The organism is Pedobacter miscanthi (assembly GCF_003315595.1).
In the GTDB taxonomy this organism is placed as follows: Bacteria; Bacteroidota; Bacteroidia; order Sphingobacteriales; family Sphingobacteriaceae; genus Pedobacter; species Pedobacter miscanthi.
In genome coordinates, this window is the sequence record NZ_QNQU01000002.1 from 227,123 (window position 1) to 245,409 (window position 18,287).

Annotated in this window: 9 protein-coding genes; 3 read left to right on the forward strand and 6 right to left on the reverse strand. The window is 43.3% G+C overall.

Features of this window, described 5'->3' with window-relative positions:
• Positions 1 to 314: 314 nt before the first annotated feature.
• On the forward strand, positions 315 to 3,494 hold the full coding sequence (locus DRW42_RS02945) for a ligand-binding sensor domain-containing protein (RefSeq protein WP_113947351.1): 3,180 nt from the start codon (positions 315 to 317) through the stop codon (positions 3,492 to 3,494).
• A gap of 2 nt (positions 3,495 to 3,496) precedes the next feature.
• Entirely contained in the window at positions 3,497 to 4,267 is a 771-nt protein-coding gene (locus tag DRW42_RS02950; RefSeq protein ID WP_113947352.1) for a response regulator transcription factor, read from the forward strand.
• 619 nt (positions 4,268 to 4,886) lie between these two features.
• Here DRW42_RS02950 and DRW42_RS02955 read toward each other — a convergent pair.
• Both DRW42_RS02955 and DRW42_RS02960 read right to left on the reverse strand, forming a co-directional pair.
• The gene (locus DRW42_RS02955) at positions 4,887 to 6,242 is read right to left on the reverse strand and encodes a Gfo/Idh/MocA family protein (protein ID WP_113947353.1); all 1,356 of its coding nucleotides are present in this window, start codon (positions 6,240 to 6,242) and stop codon (positions 4,887 to 4,889) included.
• A 3-nt stretch (positions 6,243 to 6,245) separates the two neighbouring features.
• Complete coding sequence (locus tag DRW42_RS02960) at positions 6,246 to 6,983, reverse strand: 3-keto-disaccharide hydrolase (RefSeq protein ID WP_113947354.1); 738 nt, start codon at positions 6,981 to 6,983, stop codon at positions 6,246 to 6,248.
• A 512-nt stretch (positions 6,984 to 7,495) separates the two neighbouring features.
• Between DRW42_RS02960 and DRW42_RS02965 the strand changes: the two genes are divergently transcribed.
• Positions 7,496 to 9,181 (forward strand): family 43 glycosylhydrolase, encoded by a 1,686-nt coding sequence (locus DRW42_RS02965; protein WP_113947355.1) that lies wholly within the window; start codon positions 7,496 to 7,498, stop codon positions 9,179 to 9,181.
• A gap of 1,399 nt (positions 9,182 to 10,580) precedes the next feature.
• Here DRW42_RS02965 and DRW42_RS02970 read toward each other — a convergent pair.
• From DRW42_RS02970 to DRW42_RS02985, 4 genes are read right to left on the reverse strand one after another with little or no spacing between them, the layout of a single operon-like run.
• Positions 10,581 to 11,579, reverse strand: coding sequence for a DUF4973 domain-containing protein (locus DRW42_RS02970; protein WP_113947356.1), 999 nt, complete (start codon positions 11,577 to 11,579; stop codon positions 10,581 to 10,583).
• 19 nt (positions 11,580 to 11,598) lie between these two features.
• The gene (locus DRW42_RS02975) at positions 11,599 to 13,677 is read right to left on the reverse strand and encodes a RagB/SusD family nutrient uptake outer membrane protein (protein ID WP_113947357.1); all 2,079 of its coding nucleotides are present in this window, start codon (positions 13,675 to 13,677) and stop codon (positions 11,599 to 11,601) included.
• Positions 13,678 to 13,689: 12 nt separating this feature from the next.
• Positions 13,690 to 16,764: a SusC/RagA family TonB-linked outer membrane protein gene (locus DRW42_RS02980; RefSeq protein WP_113947358.1), complete on the reverse strand. Its 3,075-nt coding sequence runs from the start codon at positions 16,762 to 16,764 to the stop codon at positions 13,690 to 13,692.
• Positions 16,765 to 16,788: 24 nt separating this feature from the next.
• A complete protein-coding gene (locus DRW42_RS02985) occupies positions 16,789 to 18,171 on the reverse strand; it encodes an IPT/TIG domain-containing protein (protein ID WP_113947359.1) in 1,383 nt (460 codons plus the stop codon).
• Positions 18,172 to 18,287: the final 116 nt, after the last annotated feature.

Sequence of the window (18,287 nt, forward strand, 5' to 3'; positions counted from 1 at the left end):
AACGGGGTGATGCAGCGGGGATATCTGGTTACTTAATGTCAAAGTAAAAGAATGTGGCCTGTAAAATCTGTTCATTCTTTTGTCGTTTTATATCAAATTAGAAGTATCAGCGCCTTAACCGGTGTATCTAAGGGCCAAAATGTTCAACTTTTTGTCGATTTGTCTCAAAAACATATTAAAAACAAAAGGAACAAAGCACACAAACCACTGTAAATCAGAAACTAAACAATCAAAAACATCAAAAAGCATTTTTCAAGGATTAAATGGCGACAGCTAAACATTTCGATTTATATATATTTGATATAACTTAAAGTATGCGTGGCCAAATATTCTTCCTTTTAATCAGTTTTCTTGCTGTTTCACTATGCAGGGGGCAATCGCATTATTTTAAGCAGTACCAGGCTGACGATGGTTTAGCCCATAATTCGGTGAATATGGTTATACAGGACAAACAGGGTATGATCTGGATTGGTACACGTGGCGGGCTGAACCGTTTTGATGGCTATACTTTTAAAAGCTTCAAAAACCCGAAAAGCATGTTCGGGAATATCGGCAACAACATTATAGTAAGCCTTGCCGAAGACAAAAAAGGCATGTTATGGGTAGGAACCGGCCGTGGTATTGTTAAATACGATCCGCTTAAAGAGATTTTTACCCCGCTCGAACCTATTGCACAGAAATACATCAACTATATTCTGGTTGACAAAGCAAACGACCTGTTTTTTCTGGCCAACCGCGAGCTGCATAAATATACCCAGAAGGATAACAAGGTGGTAAACCTGAAAATAAATGCAGCCTGCATAGCACTCGATCACCAGGGCAATATTGTAATCGGAAATGACGACGGGCAACTGGTTACCTACAACCCCAAAAATGGCTCCAGTACCCGTGTGCGAATAATAGATCAGCATATTCCCCTTAACCGCCGCTCGATTAGTAAGGTATTTCCGGTTGGCAACAACAGCATACTGGTGGGGTGTTTTAAACAGGGCTTAAAGAGTTACGATACCGAAACCGGTGTTATTAGTTCTTTGATCCTTAAAAACAGCGACAATACGGATATGTACGTGCGCGACATTACCGCTGGTGAAAACGGCGAGTACTGGCTTGCTACCGAATCGGGCATTTACATCTACAACATCAATACCCGCCAGGTACAGGTGCTTAGGAAAAGAGCCGGCGATCCTTATTCAATGCCTGATAATGCTGTTTATACAGTTTGCAGAGATAAGGAAGGCGGCATGTGGGCAGGCACTTATTTCGGCGGCTTAGCTTACTTTTCTAAAAATAATTCAAGGTTCGAAAAATACTATCCGCTTTTGGGCATCAACTCCATCTCGGGCAATGCAGTAAGGGAAATCTGTCCGGACAACCAGGGGCATTTGTGGATCGGTACCGAAGATGCCGGGGTAAATAAATTCGATCCGAAAACCGGATTATTTACCAATTATACGGCCAATGGCAAAACGGGAAACCTATCTTATCCCAATATCCACGGTTTGCTCGCCCTGGGGAACCAGTTGTTTGTAGGCCCGTTTTTGCACGGACTGGAAATAATGGACATCAAAAAGGGTACGGTAAGAGACCGTTTCAAAACCATTGGGGAAGAAAATGAGGAAACAAGCGATTTTGTACTCTCTATCTACCTTTCTAAAGACAGTACGATATATGTGGGCACCGGATACAATATGGGATCGGGACTTTTTATTTTCAATCCAAAAAAGAGGACTTTTAAAAGGGTAAAGGAAATTCCGGTAAACTCTTATGTTTACGACATCCACGAAGATAAACTGGGCAATATCTGGACAGGCAGCGTATCGCGTGGGGCTTTTTATTATCATCCCAAAACAGGCGTGTATGGAAATATCACCTTTGGCAACAAACCCAGGAATAAAACCGTGCACGAATTTCCGGTATGCGGCATTATGGAAGACAGTAACAATGCGTTATGGTTTACTACCGAGGGCGGTGGCCTGATCAGGTTAAGCCCTGACAGGAAAGTGATCAAAAAATTTACCACCGAAAACGGCCTGCCTACCAATATCCTTTTCAGGGCATTGGAAGACAGTTCAAAACACTTGTGGATCAGTTCGCTTAAAGGCCTGATCTGTTTTGATATGCAAAGCGAAAAATTTACGGTTTACACCAAATCAAACGGACTGATTACGGATCAGTTTAATTTCAGTTCGGCCTATAAGGACCGCAGCGGGCGAATGTATTTCGGATCGGTAAGGGGGATGATTTCTTTTGACCCCAACGATTTTGATAAAAAGGATGTTGCGCCACCAACCTTTATTACCGGTTTCCAGATCAACAATGAAGAGGTTTTCCCCAACGGTAAAAATAGTCCGCTAAGCAGGTCTATTTCCTATACCGATACCATTATACTTTCGCACAACCAGAATAACTTCAGCATCGAGTTTGCCGCACTTAATTATTCCTCGCCTGAAGTAACCCGTTACGAATATGTGATGAAAGGTGTAGACCAGGCCGTAACTTATCTTAATAATAACCGAAAGGCCTATTTTACCGATTTATCACCCGGGAACTATACATTTTTGGTGAGGGCAAAAAGCAATGTAGATAGCTGGACGGGTAAAGAACGTCGCCTTTTTATTAAAATCCAACCGCCATTCTGGAAAAGCATTACCGCCTACATCTGTTACCTGTTACTGGTTGCCACCGGGCTTTTTCTGGCCATACGCTACTATCACCTTTATATAGAACGCAAAAACCTGAATAAACTCCGGCTGTTCGAACACGAAAAGGATAAAGAAATCTATCAGGCAAAAATTGAATTTTTTACCAATATTGCGCACGAGATCCAAACTCCGCTTACGTTGATTTTAGGCCCGGTAGAAATGATGATGGAGCAGGCCCAGGAACAGCCTTTCAGAAGCAGTTTGCTTATGGTAGAAAAGAATGCCAACCGCCTGGCCAAACTCACCAATCAGCTGCTCGATTTCCGTAAAACAGAAATGCACCAGTTCGGGCTCAATTTTGTAAATACCGATATCAGCAGGTTACTGAAAGAGCAGGTTGATACTTTTGAGCCAGAGGCCCGCAAAAGTAACATCGCGCTAAAGCTCGATTTGCCCAAAAGCCAGGTTATTGCATTTGCCGACCGTGAAGCTTTGATCAAAATTTTTAACAACCTGATCTCTAATGCTATCAAATACTGCAGCAGCGAAGTGCTAATTAACCTGCATCCGGTTGATAAAAAGGATAAACAGCTTAGCATTACTTTTAGCAATGATGGCAGGGGCATCCCGCAGCAATACCGTGAGCAGATATTTGAACCTTTTTTCAGGCTGTACGGCAAAGATAAACCGGGTACGGGCATAGGTCTTTCATTAGCAAAATCGTTAACAGAACTGCATAACGGAGAATTGAAATTATTGGAAAGTGATATTAACAGGGTGGTTTTTGAATTAATTTTACCTATACACCAGAAATTTGAATTTAAGCTGGGCAGCTGGAAAAAAATAAAATAAAGATGAGTGACAGTATTTTAATTATTGATGATAATGAAGATATCCTGGAGTTTCTTACCCAGGTGTTCGGCAATACCTATAAATTGCACCTGGCCCTTAACGGTGAGCTTGCACAGGAAATTTTAAACGTAGAGATTATCGATCTTATTATTTCGGATGTGATGATGCCGGGGATTGATGGTTTTGAGCTTTGCGAACTGATTAAATCAAATGTAGAGTACTGCCACATCCCGATTATCCTCCTCACTTCTAAAAACACCTATAAAGCACATATCGAAGGTTTGGAAGTTGGGGCAGATCTTTACATTAAAAAGCCATTTTCGCCACAGCTTTTACGCCTGCAGGTAGCCAACCTGCTCCAGAACCGCGTAAAAATAAAAACCCATTTTGCCAATGCTCCTTTCGAAGATGTACGCGTTATTGCAAACTCCAAAACGGAAGAAGCCTTTCTGAAACGGCTTGATGAATACATCCGTAAAAATATCCAGGATCCTTATCTGGATATCGATCAGCTTGCCGACCACATGCACATGAGCCGCCCAACGCTTTACCGTAAGATTAAAGCCATCTCGGCCCTATCGCCCAAAGAACTGATTGATGTAACCCGGCTAAAAAAAGCGACCAAACTGATTGCGCAAAACGAATTCACTTTTTTCGAAATCGCGAAAATGGTGGGTTACAGCTCACAAAGCCTGTTCAATAAAAATTTCCTCCGGTATTTTAAGGTTCCGCCGCAGGAATATATGAATTCATTAAGCAAGGACACAGAATAAGGAGTTTAGGTATATCAGATTTTAATGTCGCTATAATTTAAAGAGAAGGTCTGTGCAGACACAGACCTTGGTACTCAGGTGAGTTTAGGTGGCTAAGGTGGTCATTAAGAAAAATGCTGGTTGATGCAAAAGACCTATAAATACGTGGGCATTGGTATTTCACCATATAAGAAATATAAGAACATGTTAGCTTATATGCCCCTTAAATGTCTTATTTGGTAAAAAATAAAAGCAAATAGTAAAAAAAGTTCTGTGCGGACACAGACCTTCGCCTCAGCTAAATCCCCCCGATACGTCATCTCGAGCGAAGTGCAACGTAGCGGAGAGATCTATCTCGAGATAGATCTCTCCGCTCCACTGCGTTTCGGTCGAGATGACGGCCATTTTTATTAAAGTTTATCAATGGTAGCTTGTCAAATGACCTTACATAACACTATATAAAGCGTTTAGCAACCTGTTACGATTTTTCATCGGGACGCTCAACGTGACAAACCTTTGGAGAAGCTAATTTTATGATACAACCTCTTAATCATTTATCTAAATCTACACTAAATCAGTTGATATAAATAAATGCAAAAAATGCCCGGAATAATCCCGGGCACTTAATTGTTTGAGATTGTTAATATTTAAATACTTTACCCTCTACCATTACTTCTTTGCGGTTGGCATCAAAGGTGGCTTTCCCACCCGTACGCACGGCTGCGTTAGTCATGATGTTTGCAATAGAGTGCTGGTAACCTGCTTCAACAGGAGCATTAGGTTCTTTTCTACTGCGGATACACTCCAGCCAGTTGCGCATGTGGTTTGAGCTGAGCACATCGGCACCCGTATTGGCCGAAGCTGCAGCAGCAGAAGGTGCTGCAAGTTTGATATCAGGCAATAAATTTGCTTTCATTTTCATGGCTGCAGCCGCCCTTTCGGTAAGGCCTCCATGCGGCGATATGGTATTCGTAATCAGGTTCAGTTCTCCGCCGTTCGAATAATAAATTTCGGCCGGTCTTTCATCACCATTATGCATCCTGGAGGTAAATACAACCTGGAAGCCTTTTGTCAAATCATCCAGCGGACCATAATCAAACACAGCCGTTGTGGTATCCCAGTTCCGCCGGCCATCTTTCCATTGGTAAATACCACCATTAGCCGTCACACTGCGCGGGTGGGATAAACCGGTAAACCAGTGTACGGTATCTATCTGGTGACTCATCCATTGTCCGGGCATGCCCGATGAATACGGCCAGAACAAGCGGTATTCGAGGTATATCCTGGGATCAAATGCTTCGTAAGGGCGATTCAGCAGAAATCTTTTCCAGTCTGTATCCTGCTCTTTCAGTTTGGCCACCAGATCCGGACGACGCCAACGCCCCGGCTGGTTTACATTCCAGCTCAGCTCCACCATGGTAATATCGCCAAATTTACCGGCTTTGATAAAATCGGCTGCTGCCTGGTAATTCTGTCCGCTACGGCGCTGCGAACCGATCTGCAAAATCTGTTTCGATGACCTTACTGCTTTTAATGCGGCATTGGCATCATCCATAGTTTCGGCAAAAGGCTTTTCGCAATAAACATCTTTTTTATGGTTAACTGCTTCGATGGCATGTTGTGCATGGGCAAAATCAGGCGTGCTGATGATTACCGCATCAAGATCTTTTAATGCGTAAAGTTCATCGTTGTTTTTACAGGAGGTAATGCCATGACCGATTTTCTTACTGATATAATCGGCACCTAAATTTCGCCGGTAATTCCACAGATCGGAAAGTGCAACAATGTCGAAATTCAGTTCTTTGTTATGGTTTAAAAAGCAGGGAAACAGTGTATCCTTAAACCTGTCGGAAAAACCGACTACGCCTACCCTTACCCTATCGTTGGCACCAATGATACTGGCATAACTTTTTGCCGACATGCCCATGGTACCTACATAAGTTCCGGCAGCGGCAATAGCGGCCTTTTTTATAAAATCTCTTCTCGAATTTTCCATAACCTATTTAAGTACTTTTATTTTAATGTTTTTATACGAAACCTGGTTGCCATGATCCTGCAAAAGGATATGCCCCTTAGGTGCTTCGCCAAAGTTTTTCCATACTTTATATTTACTTCCGGCTACCAGTTTTTTGAAAGCATCCGATCCACGTTCGTATTCTACCACTTTTACACCGTTTAACCAATGCTCTACGTGGTTGTTGGGATAAACCCTTACTTCGCCGCTGTTCCATTCGCCTATCGGCCTGATTACCGATGCCGGTTTATTGGCCGGAATAAGATCATATAACGAACCAAGTTTACGGTTTCCGTTTTTGCCCAGTTTGGCATCAGGATGTTTTTCATCATCAAGCACCTGAAACTCGAGGCCAATGCCCGACATGTTGGTCTTTTCTTCTTCCGTTACAAAATATTTTACGCCACTGTTGGCACCTTCGCTAAGTTTAAAATCGAATTTCAATATAAATGCCGAGTATTGCTCTCTGGTAACAATATCGCCACCTGATCCCTGCTCCTGTCCGTTTGAAGCCTTAACGGTTAGGATACCATCCTTAGCTTCCCATCCTTTTGCAGGGAACTGTTCTTTAAATATTGCACGCCAGCCCGTACCATCCTTACCATTCCAGAGCAGTTTAAAACCTTCCTTTTTTTCTGCCTTGCTGAGTATATTCTGAGCAGAAGCAAAATTTATGGCGAAAAAGCCCAATAATAGCGTGTAAATTAACCTGTAGTTTTTCATTCAATTTAATTTTATAGTGATTGTTTATGTGTTTGAAGATTCGTTTGTATCTATTTGTTTAGCAAATGGCCAAAGCATTTAAAGCTGAGGGATTAATCAGGGTTTGATTAATACTGATCTGCCCGGCGCCACGGCATTTCCAATATGAGTGCATGTTTATAATTGGTTATCATGCCAAAGTAAGCCAATGGGCTTTGTAAAATATGTTCAATTTATTGTTGATTTGTCTCATTTTACCCAGACAAAAACCGGAAAAGAATTGCATCATCAGATAAAAAAAAGCTAAAAAAAACACAGCGGTGCGGCTGCAGCAAACAAACAAACTATTAAAAATCAATATTTTACAAGATTTCAAACAATTAAGCAGCAGGAAATCATCGTCGTGCAGCCCTTGCCAAAACCATCCTTCTGGGCACGTACTTCAGTTGCTGTGCCAGTTCCTGCATCTATATAATTGTTTATTTTCGGAGAAATAACCAAATATCTAAAACACCATTTACCTCTATACATACATGATCAGTTTCCGATTATCTCCAGGATATTTAGCATCACATCAGCCAGGTTTAAGCTTTTTACATCCATTAAGCACCTGGGTAATCTGTTTGTTATTCAGCCTTTGCCTCATTTCGTGTGGAATCAAAAAAACACAACCTGCAAATCATACCACCGAAATTACGGGCAGTGCGCTGGTAAACCCTGCCCTTCCGGGCGATAATCCAGATCCTTCCATTATCAGGGTGGGTAATGTATATTATGCCACATCTACCACAAACGAATGGGCACCCTATTTTACCATCTATAAATCAACCGATCTTAAAAACTGGAAACTGATTAACCATGTTTTCCCGGAGGGACTTAAGGACATGAAAAACCAATGGGGTGAGAATAATTTCTGGGCTTCGGAGCTGGTTTATGATGCAAAACAAAACCGTATTTATGCCTATTATACGGCGCATAACAGGGAAACTAAAGGAAACCCGGGTTTACAATGCGGCATTGCCTGGATTGATGCCAATAAAATTGAAAGCGGGAAATTTACCGACAATGGGCCGGTAATTATCGAAGACGAATGCGGGGCAATAGATGCCTTTGAATTACAGTTTAAGGGTAAAATTTATGCTTTCTGGAAAAACGACGGTAACGGCTGTGGTAAAGAAAGCTGGATATGGAAACAGGAAATAAACGAAAGCCGGACCAAACTACTCGGACAAAAAAGCAAGGTATTTACCAACGATCAGCCATGGGAAACCGGACTGGTTGAGGGTGCCTGTTTTTTTAGCCAGGGTGAATATATTTACAGTCTGTACTCTGTTGGTGGCTGCTGCGATGCTAAATGCAATTATAAAACGGGGATTGCACGCACCAAAGATCTTTCTACAGGTGTTTGGGAGAAATACAATAATAACCCGGTTATGGTAAGTACCGATAAATGGAACTGTCCGGGGCATGGCACGGTGGTAAAATCAGCCGACGACCGTTTGTTTATGTTATACCACGCTTTTAATAAGGATTACGACGTTTTTGTAGGCAGAGAGGGCGTGATAGAAGAACTGAAAACCGGTACCGACGGCTGGCCTATGCTGCACAATGCCACGGTACCAAACCGGCCTAAAGCCGAACTCGATTTTGCCGATAACTTTGAAAATGATAAAAAACTAAATCTTGTATGGCAATGGCCATCAAAATCGCAAAGGCCGGCCATGTCTTTTTCAAAAGGGCTTAAACTGGTCGCTTCTGATGATAACCACGCATTGGGTACTTTTTTAGGGCAATACATTAAAACGGTAAACTTCGATATCACCGCAAAAATAGATCCCGGCAATGTAAACACCGGAATATGTTTAGGCGGAGCGATTTTTAAAAGCAAATGGCCGGGAGAACTTGGTGGAATAGGCATCAGCGCATCGAAAGAAGGTTTCATAATTTTCGACAATTTTGAAGGCAGTTATACCGTATTAAAAGAAACCAGGGTAAGTTTAAATGCACCGGTAGAATTAAAAATGCAGATCAGCGATAATGGCAAACAGATTGATTTTCTTTATAAAAAAGATGGAGAAGATTGGTTTAACCTCTACCATACTTCTTTTTCGGCGGCCAAATATGTGCCCTGGGGCATGGGGTACAGGGCAGGCATTGTAGTAAAAGGCAGTCCATCGCAAACAGGCTCTTTCAGGAGTTTTGAGATTAAAAATAACTGATGTTGATGTACCATGCGTTGCGGTTTACCTTCAGGTCCAGAGCAGTCAAGTTTTTAAAACTTGACTGCTCTTATATAACCGAAAGATCCTTCGACTACGCTCAGGATGACAGCTCCCAATAGAAAACGTCATCTCGACCGAAGCATCGCGGAGTGGAGAGATCTATCTCGGGATAGATTTAGCCTCGCTGAGCACTGCGTGGTTCTCGGCTTCGTTACCCATGTAAAATTGGGACAAGTTACGTTCCGCTCGAATGAAAGTGTTTTTTGAGCGTACGTATTAACCTCTCTTTCACTCAAATCTGGTTTTATCCGATAATTTATTCCTCAGGAAGACAATTCCAATTCGATCCTGTTTCTCGCTCCAGAGAAGTCAAGTTTTTAAAACTTGACTTCTCTTATATAATCGAAAGAGCCTTCGACTACGCTCAGGATGACAACTCCCAACAAAAAACGTCATCTCGACCGAAGCATCGCGGAGTGGAGAGATCTATCTCGGGATAGATTTAACTTCGCTGAGCACTGCGTGGTTCCCGGCTTCTCTTCAGCCGATAGCTATCGCGTCCGCCCGAAATGCGCTCACCTAAACCGTTAACAATCAAATTCTTTTTTTCACCATATAAGACATTTAAGGGCATATAAGCTTACATGGTTCTTATATTACATTCATGGTTAATCAGAATACAAGCTTACAAAAACGGATGTATAATAGCTTAGGTGTTCTCAGGTGACTTAGGTGGTAGATTAAATTTAAGCTGTTTATTTTTTAACGACTACCTTAAACATCTTAACTCACCTAAGTTTAACAAACTGCCAAATATTATTGGAACAAAAGGTGTTCACGAAGTACTAATCCGAACTCCCGAAGTAAAAAAGCTACTGTTGAAACAGAAAAAAGTACTCGGAAAGTAGAAAAAGGTACTCCAGAAGTACTAAGCTGAAGTACAAAAAGCTACTCCCAGAGAACAATTAAATAGCTTCGGAAGTAGAAAAAGGTACTCCGGAAGTACTAAGCCGAACTACTGAAGTACTAAAAGCTACTGCCGGAATACAATTAAAGAGCTTTGGAAGTAGAAAAAGGTACTCCGGAAGTACTAAGCCGAACTGCTGAAGTACTAAAAGCTACTCCCGGAGAACAATTAAAGTGCTTCGGTAGTACAAAAAGGTACTCCGGAAGTACTAAGCCGAACTATTGAAGTACTAAAAGCTACTCCCGGAGAACAATTAAATAGCTTAGGTAGTACAAAAAGGTACTCCGGAAGTACTAAGCCGAACTGCCGAAGTGCATTTATCAAGGTCTGTTCAATACACAGTGTAATTGATTAAACCTATCCACAAAAAAAGGGCTGCACAGAAATTGCCGGCAGCCCTGAACCAAATGTTACAGGCAGATTTTTATTTTACCATTGGATCTGCTGATCCTCGTCGGGTATCAATGTATTCAGATCGCGCTGCATTGATAATGTACCTTCCACTTTGTATTTCAGCCGCTGCCCCGGTACGGTGGTATAATCCTCAAACTCGTAAGAAAGAAAAAGTGTGGTATACACATGTTTCAGGTAGGGCAGTTTTGCATCTTTGGCTTCATCCCTGGTGTAATAAGACTGCGCTGTACCCAGCTTAAATTTATTCTCGGGATTATCGCTCCATATTTCCAGTTTTTTCTTCTGGATATCGATATTATCATTCGTAAACCTGATAAATACCTTATATTTTTTGCGGTCGAGGTAGTCGATGTCCCTGATTCCGGCATAGAGGAATATGGTTTTATCATCTACCACAAAGGTACGGTGTGTATTAAGGGTTAAAGGTTCGGTATCTCCATCCAGAAAAATCTTGTACAGGGTGCCACCATATTCGCCCGAATAATCATTAAACGGCGTAATGCGTAACATTGTTCTCCGGTAATATTTATTCGGGTTGGCCTGGTAATCATAAGCAGGATCGCTTAAAATCTGCAGGGGCAATACCCATTTATCAGCCTGATCGAGGTCTCCAAGCTTAAAATCAATGGGCACCGTTACCGTGCTCACCCCTGCCGGCACATCAGCCGTTTGGGGCATGGTATAATAATTATCGGTGAGCTGTTTAAAATACAGTTCCTGGCGGTGGCCATATTGTTCCTGGTTTAAACGGGCCAGTGTATCAGGATCCAGACCAATGTGTATGGTGCGGTTTTTAGCATTAGGTGTTGAGCCGCTGATGATAATGGGCAGGTTAAAGCGTACCTTGCCCTGGGCATTATAACGGACATAACACCAGGTTACGCCCTGGGCAGTAGGGTTCGACTTAAACGATGCCATCTGTACGAACTGTTCGTCTTTCCATTCATCATTACATGAAACAAAGCATGCTGCTGTTGTTATCAGTAAAAGTAGTATATATAAGTTCCTTTTCATTGCTGCAGATTAAATTCGGTTATTCGGGATTTGTCCAGCCCGGGTTTTGTGTGAGGTATTTGTTCCTTCTCAGTTCATCATAATTAATTGGCCAAAACCACATTTTAAGGGTAAATATGGAAGGCAGCGAAGGTGTTTCAACCGGAATATGAAAGAGATCTGCCTGCGCTTTGGTGGCATAAGCATTATAACCGTAAACCGGGGCCGATTCCTCTCCCTGCGCATCCGTCCACCGGCGTAAATCGAAATAACGCTGCCCTTCGGCAAATAATTCGATCTGGCGCTCCCTTTTTAATTTGATGCGGAACTTGTTCGGATCAGAATAAACGTCGGCAGCATAATCAGGTAATCCCGCGCGGATGCGGATGGGCTGTATCCCGGTTTTCATTTCCGAAATATTCCTCGCAACCACGTGCGTTTTACTGCCATTCCATGACGGGATATTGTAAGATCCGTTTATCTCATTAAGAGCTTCGGCATAAATAAGTAGCACTTCGGCATAACGGATGGCCGGATCAACCTTTGGTTTCATCCTGGTCTGATCATAAGCGGTAATGGATACGTTGCTGATATCATCCGGATGTACATACTTTTTAATGCCCACACCGGTGCGCGGCCAATAGCTGGTGTTTTTATAACCGTTCGGGTCGCCCCTGTAATAAAATATCTGTACGTTGCTCTTTTCATCTCTTGTAGCTTCTGCATTGAGCAGGTTCCAGGTAGCGCCGTTGTAAGATACAGAGGCATAAAAGCGAGGCTCGCGACGGGCAAACTGTTTGTTTACCCCAACTCCTAATGGCCCCAGTTCGGGATATGCACTCAGTTCTTCCTGTTTTACATAACCGGTTGTACGGGGCTGGCTGTTGTAGCGGCCTTCGTAACCCTGCCTGCCGGCGTACATATTGTTCATACCGGGAATATCGTTGCCATCATTCATGTAATAAGCGTCAACCTGCTTTTGGGTCATGCCATGCGAGTTATAGCCCTTACCTTCTAAACGCGGCAATTGGTGTACTACCAGCACATTTATCCCCTCACCGCCCTGGTTCTGTCCGTGGGTAAAAATCAGTTCGGGATTCTGATAAGCCGGCACTGTTCCGTTAAATAAAGAGCGGTACGATTCAAAAGGGTCAATATCTGCCCAGCCTGCAGGCCAGTTACTGGTCGAAAAATTATTGTCGCGCGGAGGTGTAACTGTTGCCGGATAAGCAGCATCACCGGTTGCTTTTTTGTAGGCCACATATAAACGGTACTGCCCGAGGTCGATCACATCTTTTGCCGCAGCCGCAGCCCTTGCCCATTTAGATTCATCGTAAGTGCGCGAAAGCAGCGGTTTTCCATCTTTGGTAACCATTGCTGCAGCTACCTCAGCCGGGGCTTTCCCATTGGCCAGAGGACTTGCTGCGTATAAAAGTACCCTGGCCCTTAAGGCCAGTGCCGCCCCACGTGTTGGACGGGCGATCTGCTGTATGCCCTGCTGCAGCGGAAGTCCTTTGGCTGCTTCTGCAAGCTCTTCAGAAAGGTAAACGGCACATTCTTCGTAACTGTTACGGGGCTGTGCAATTTCATCATACTCTTTGGTATAATCGATTCCCTCGTTGGGGATAATGGGTACCGGCCCATAGGTACGTAACAATACCCAGTAAAAATAGGCCCTCAGAAAGCGTGCCTGTCCTTTTAGATCGGCAATTTCCTTTGCAGTAAACTTTTTGTTGATGTCGATATTGTTTAAAAAGATCGAAGCCTGCCGTATTCCCTTGTAGGCTGTGTTCCATATTTCCCTGCTTTCGCCGTTGAGACCATTTTCGGTATACTGACCATTTTTCCAGCGCCTGTAACCATCACTTTCATCACCGTAATACATATCGTCGGCAAAATTAAAAGGGACTGATTTTTTGCTGCTTACATCCTGCATATAATTGCTTCCCAAAAACGAATAAGCCTGCGCCAGCCACCGGTTTGCGTAATCGGGATTGGTAAATACCTGTTCAGTGGTCATCCGTTCATCAAAAAGGTAATCGGAATCGAGGTATTTTTTACATCCGCCAATGGCAATGGCAGCGGTGATAAAGCTTAAAACTGTAAATATTTTTTTCATGTTCTTCATAGCCTATAAATTAACTGATACACCTACGGATAGCGTTTTGCTGAGCGGATAAACCTTTCCGGTTGAGCTTCCCAGTTCAGGATCCCATAGTTTAAAATTGCTGAAGGTAAAGAGGTTGGTACCGATAAAAAAGAAGCGTACATTGTTTAAGTGCGCCCGGTTAACCAGGGTTTTAGGAAGCGAATAGCCGATATCCAAAGTTTTTAAGCGCAGGTACGAGCCATCCCTTAACCAAAAAGTAGAAGCCCGGTAATTATTAGGGTTCGGACCATAAGTTAAACGCGGATAGGCTGCATTCGGATCTTCATTTTCGCCCAGTTTCCAGCGGTTACTGTTGGCCATATCACTCAGGATATTACCCCAGTTTTCGCCAAGGCTGAACATATAAACCGATGATCCGTTAATAAAATAGGTTGATTTACCGATGCCCTGAAAGTGTACATTGATATCCAGACCTTTCCAGCTGGCCGAAAGTCCGAAGCCATAAGTTAGATTCGGCCTAGTGGTGGCACCAATGGCTACAATATCATTATCGTCGATAACACCATCGCCGTTAACATCCTTGTATTTTATATCGCCCGGCATTACCTCGCCAAACGATTGCCGCGGACTATTGCGGATATCATCATAATCTTTAAAAAGGCCTAAATCAATTAATCCCCTGGCCTGGTTTACCCTGTGGCCCTCCTGTAACTTGTAGGTATAAATGGTATTTTCTTCATCCCTTTCGATAATTTCGTTTTTGCTATAGGTAAAGTTGCCCCTGAGCGTAAAATCTACATTATATACCTTTTGTTTAAAGGTTAAATTGCCATCAAAACCGGCAGCCTTAACCTCGCCCACATTGGCAGATGGAGTGGTTTCTAAACCTACAAAACCGGGAAGGGAGTTACGGCTCATGTAAATCCCCGTACGGCGTTCGCGGAAATAATCTACCGCCCCGTTTAATTTATCCTGGAACAGGGAATAATCGAGTCCGAGATCCTGTTTGGTTGCAATTTCCCAGGTAACATTAGGCGAGGCAACGGTAGAATAACGCATTCCTGTCCAGGGGTTTGAAGAATCGTAATCGCCAAAATTGTATCCTCCGCCAGTTTGTTCAATCGTATACAGGTAAGGGAAACGGATATCGCCCAAATTATCGTTACCGGTTTTACCATACGAATAACGCACTTTAAACATGTTTACCCAGCCCAATTTTTTAATAATTTCTTCCTCTCCGATATTCCATGCACCCGAAATGGCCGGAAAAAACCCGAAGCGGTAATCTTTATGGAAATTCTCCGAACCGGTATAACCAAAGTTGAAATCTACATAATAACGCGATTTCCAGTTGTAATTCGCACGTCCGGCAAAGCCCTGGTTACGGCGGGCAATACCATTTTTAAGATCGGTTCCGATATTCTGCGTAAAAACTTTTGATTGCTGGGTGTATTTGATAACCGCACCGAAATTATGCATACCGATATTGTTGTTATAATGTGTTTCCCATTCGAAAAACTCCCTTTTTTCGCCATCCGATCCTGAGGTTTGGGTCATTTTCTGCTCTTCCCTGATCCTTTTGAATACCAGTTCGCCGGCGGTATCGCGGTAGCGGTTGGCGCTCCAGAGTTCGGGAAATTTATAACGTTTAATCCAGTTGTTGTTATAGGTATCGTAACCGAAGCGGCCAATAAAGCGAAGGCCTTTCGTAATAAAGTCGAGCTTTTGGTCGAGGTTTAAGGTGGTTTGGATATTGTTGCTCCAGTTTTCATTATAACCCGTCATGGTGCCCTGTACCCAGGGATTAAAACGGTCCTGATCATTATCCGGGTTGCCATCACGGTCATCGCTGGCCGGAATTTTCCCGTCCGAATATCTTAAAGGTGCCGTAATCGCATTATAACCCATCAGGGAGGTCCAGATGGCATCACTTCCCACCCCGGGATCGTTCTGTTTTCGCAGCGAACCCGAAACCCCGGCGGTAAGCAAAGTAGATTTGGTAATGTCCATATCCACACTTAAACGATAGGTATATTTGTTAAAATTTGCGTTGGTATTGTAGTTTTTCAGGGCATCATCAACCTTATACATTCCCTCCTGGTTCTGGTAACTGCCCGAAATATAGTAACGGGCCGTTTTGCCACCCCCACTAAGGTTGATCATGCTGCGCTGGCTTTTTGCGCCGTCGCGCAGAATCACATCCATCCAGTCTACATCGGGAAAAAGATCGGGATCTAAACCCAGGCGGAGTATTTCGAGTTCCGTACGCGAAAAAAGCGGTTCCTGGTTCCTTACAATTTTGGCTTCATTGGCCATCGAAGCATAGGTATAACCATCAACAAAATCAGGCAGTTTGGTAAGCTGATTATAAAAACCCTCTACTTTGGCGTTAATATTTACTTTACCCTCCTTGCCCCTTTTGGTTTTGATGAGGATTACACCATTGGCACCCCTGCTGCCATACATGGCTGTTGCAGAGGCATCTTTGAGTATCGAAAATGATTCAACATCTTCCACATTGATTTCGTTCATATCGCGTTCAAATCCATCAATCAATACCAGGGCAGAGTTGCTGGCACCAAAGGTGGATATACTCCGTACCCAGAATTCGGAAATGCTGCCAGGCCGGCCTGAGGTTTGCATGGCCTGGATACCGGGTACAACCCCGGCAAGGGCATCGGCCATGGAGGTAGATGGGTTCGATTTTAACTGATCGATATTCACCGTGGTAACTGCGCCAGTAATGGCTATCTTTTTTTCGCCACCGGTAGCGGTAACTACTACCTCGTTTAAAACGCTGGCATCTGATTCTTTCATAGTGATGTTAACCACCCGCTGCTCTTTTACCAGTACTTCCTGTTTTTCGTAACCTACATAAGTAAATACCAGGGTTTGGTAAGGGGGCATCTTTACGCTGAAATTTCCATCACCATCGGTAATGGCACCCAGGCCCGGCAGGTTGGCAACAGAAATGCTCACCCCCGGAATCGGCTGTTTGGTTATATCGGTAACCTTTCCTTTAACGGTAACCTCCTGGGCGTGCAGGCTAAAGGAAATCCCAAGCAGTATGATGCATATTAGTAAAATAAATCTCATAATTATCTGGTGTATATTTATTGGTTATTCTTCTTTTGCTATTTTTCGGATGAGCCAGTTACCGGTATCGCCGATGTAAAAACATTTTCTGGTTTCATCGTAGGTAATGGCCTGGGGGTTATTAAAACGGGCTTCGGTACGCAGATCGCCATCGGCATATCCGCTGGTACCGTTATTGCCACGTCCGGCAAAAGTGCTTACCCTGCCCTGGGGCGTTAATGTGCGGATGGCATGGTTCACCTTATCACAGAAATAGAAATCGTACTGGTCTCCGCCAGTAGCTTCATAATCCGGATTTTTAACAAATACACCCTGCACCGGACTGTTTAAACGGGCATTTGTACCAATACCATCAGCATAACCAGCCGTACCCGCAGCCCCACAGATGGTATAAGGGGTTTTAAAGGTTTTCTTCTCCCGGTCGTAATCCGTACGCATGATATAGTGTTTCTCAAATTCGAGCAGATAAGCATAATCGCCCGAAGGATGCATCACCATATATACGGCCACTGCACTGAAAGGATTGGAAAATACCAGTTTATCTTCTTTGGTGTTAAAATCGTACCTGCGGATATCCCCGGCCCGGTATCGTGAGTAATAAAGTTCTCCGTTCTGCGGGTGGATCATGGTACCGTTTACCCCCCTTGCGTACACCTCAATGGCTTTCTTCTGTAAAAAATTGGATTCGCGGGTAAATATATAGTTGCCGTTTTTGGTATCGCTGGAGTGGTTGTGTGATACGATCATATCCTGGTTGCCATCAATCCGCCAGTTCATGATGGATACACGGTCTAAATCGGTCCTGAAATAGCTTACATATTTTTTCTCAAAATCGATCAGCCTGCAGCTGTTTACATCGGCTGTAAAATAGAGGTGGTTGGGATCTTTTGGATCCATAGTAAGCCAGGTGATTCCTTTAAATGCGCCGCAATCGTTAAAAGGGCCTTCTTTTTCTTCAAAATTACTGGCTACCTGGTAATATTTACCCAAAAAGGTAGAAACGAGCAGTTTCCGGGTATACGAAAAAGCTTCTTTTGATACGGCAAGCGCGAGTTGCTGGCTGCCATCCAGTATCTTTACCTTAATATCGCCATCGTAGGCTTTCTCCGGAACAATGCAATAGATGGCATTACCCTGTACGCCTACAACTTTAGCTGGTTTGCCACCAATGGTTACACTGATTTTCGAAACATCGTTTCCGAAATTGGAACCATAGATAACCAGGTTGTTGCCCACCCCGCCTTCTTTGGGATAGAAATCTGTAATTAATACTTCTTTAGAGGGATCGTAAATGTTTTCCTCCTGAAGGTCTTCCCGTTTGCAATGCGTTAAGGAAAGTACAATCAGTCCGAGTACGATCCAATGGAACTTCCAGGGCCTGGTTCTAACACTGTTTTTTGTTTTCATAATACCTATCTGTTGTTTTTTCCGGCAAAGCCGGCTTATTCGGAATTTGGTTATTTCAATCCCAGCGGACATAGCGCTGCCATACGGTATTTTAATCATACCGTACAAGGCCTGGA

What these genes read in the sequence shown, in the direction of transcription:
- DRW42_RS02950 (WP_113947352.1), top strand. Translation starts at nt 3,497, where the DNA reads ATGAGTGACAGTATTTTAATTATTGATGATAATGAAGATATCCTGGAG.
- DRW42_RS02980 (WP_113947358.1), bottom strand. Translation starts at nt 16,764, where the DNA reads ATGAGATTTATTTTACTAATATGCATCATACTGCTTGGGATTTCCTTT.
- DRW42_RS02965 (WP_113947355.1), top strand. Translation starts at nt 7,496, where the DNA reads ATGATCAGTTTCCGATTATCTCCAGGATATTTAGCATCACATCAGCCA.
- DRW42_RS02955 (WP_113947353.1), bottom strand. Translation starts at nt 6,242, where the DNA reads ATGGAAAATTCGAGAAGAGATTTTATAAAAAAGGCCGCTATTGCCGCT.
- DRW42_RS02985 (WP_113947359.1), bottom strand. Translation starts at nt 18,171, where the DNA reads ATGAAAACAAAAAACAGTGTTAGAACCAGGCCCTGGAAGTTCCATTGG.
- DRW42_RS02975 (WP_113947357.1), bottom strand. Translation starts at nt 13,677, where the DNA reads ATGAAAAAAATATTTACAGTTTTAAGCTTTATCACCGCTGCCATTGCC.
- DRW42_RS02945 (WP_113947351.1), top strand. Translation starts at nt 315, where the DNA reads ATGCGTGGCCAAATATTCTTCCTTTTAATCAGTTTTCTTGCTGTTTCA.
- DRW42_RS02960 (WP_113947354.1), bottom strand. Translation starts at nt 6,983, where the DNA reads ATGAAAAACTACAGGTTAATTTACACGCTATTATTGGGCTTTTTCGCC.
- DRW42_RS02970 (WP_113947356.1), bottom strand. Translation starts at nt 11,579, where the DNA reads ATGAAAAGGAACTTATATATACTACTTTTACTGATAACAACAGCAGCA.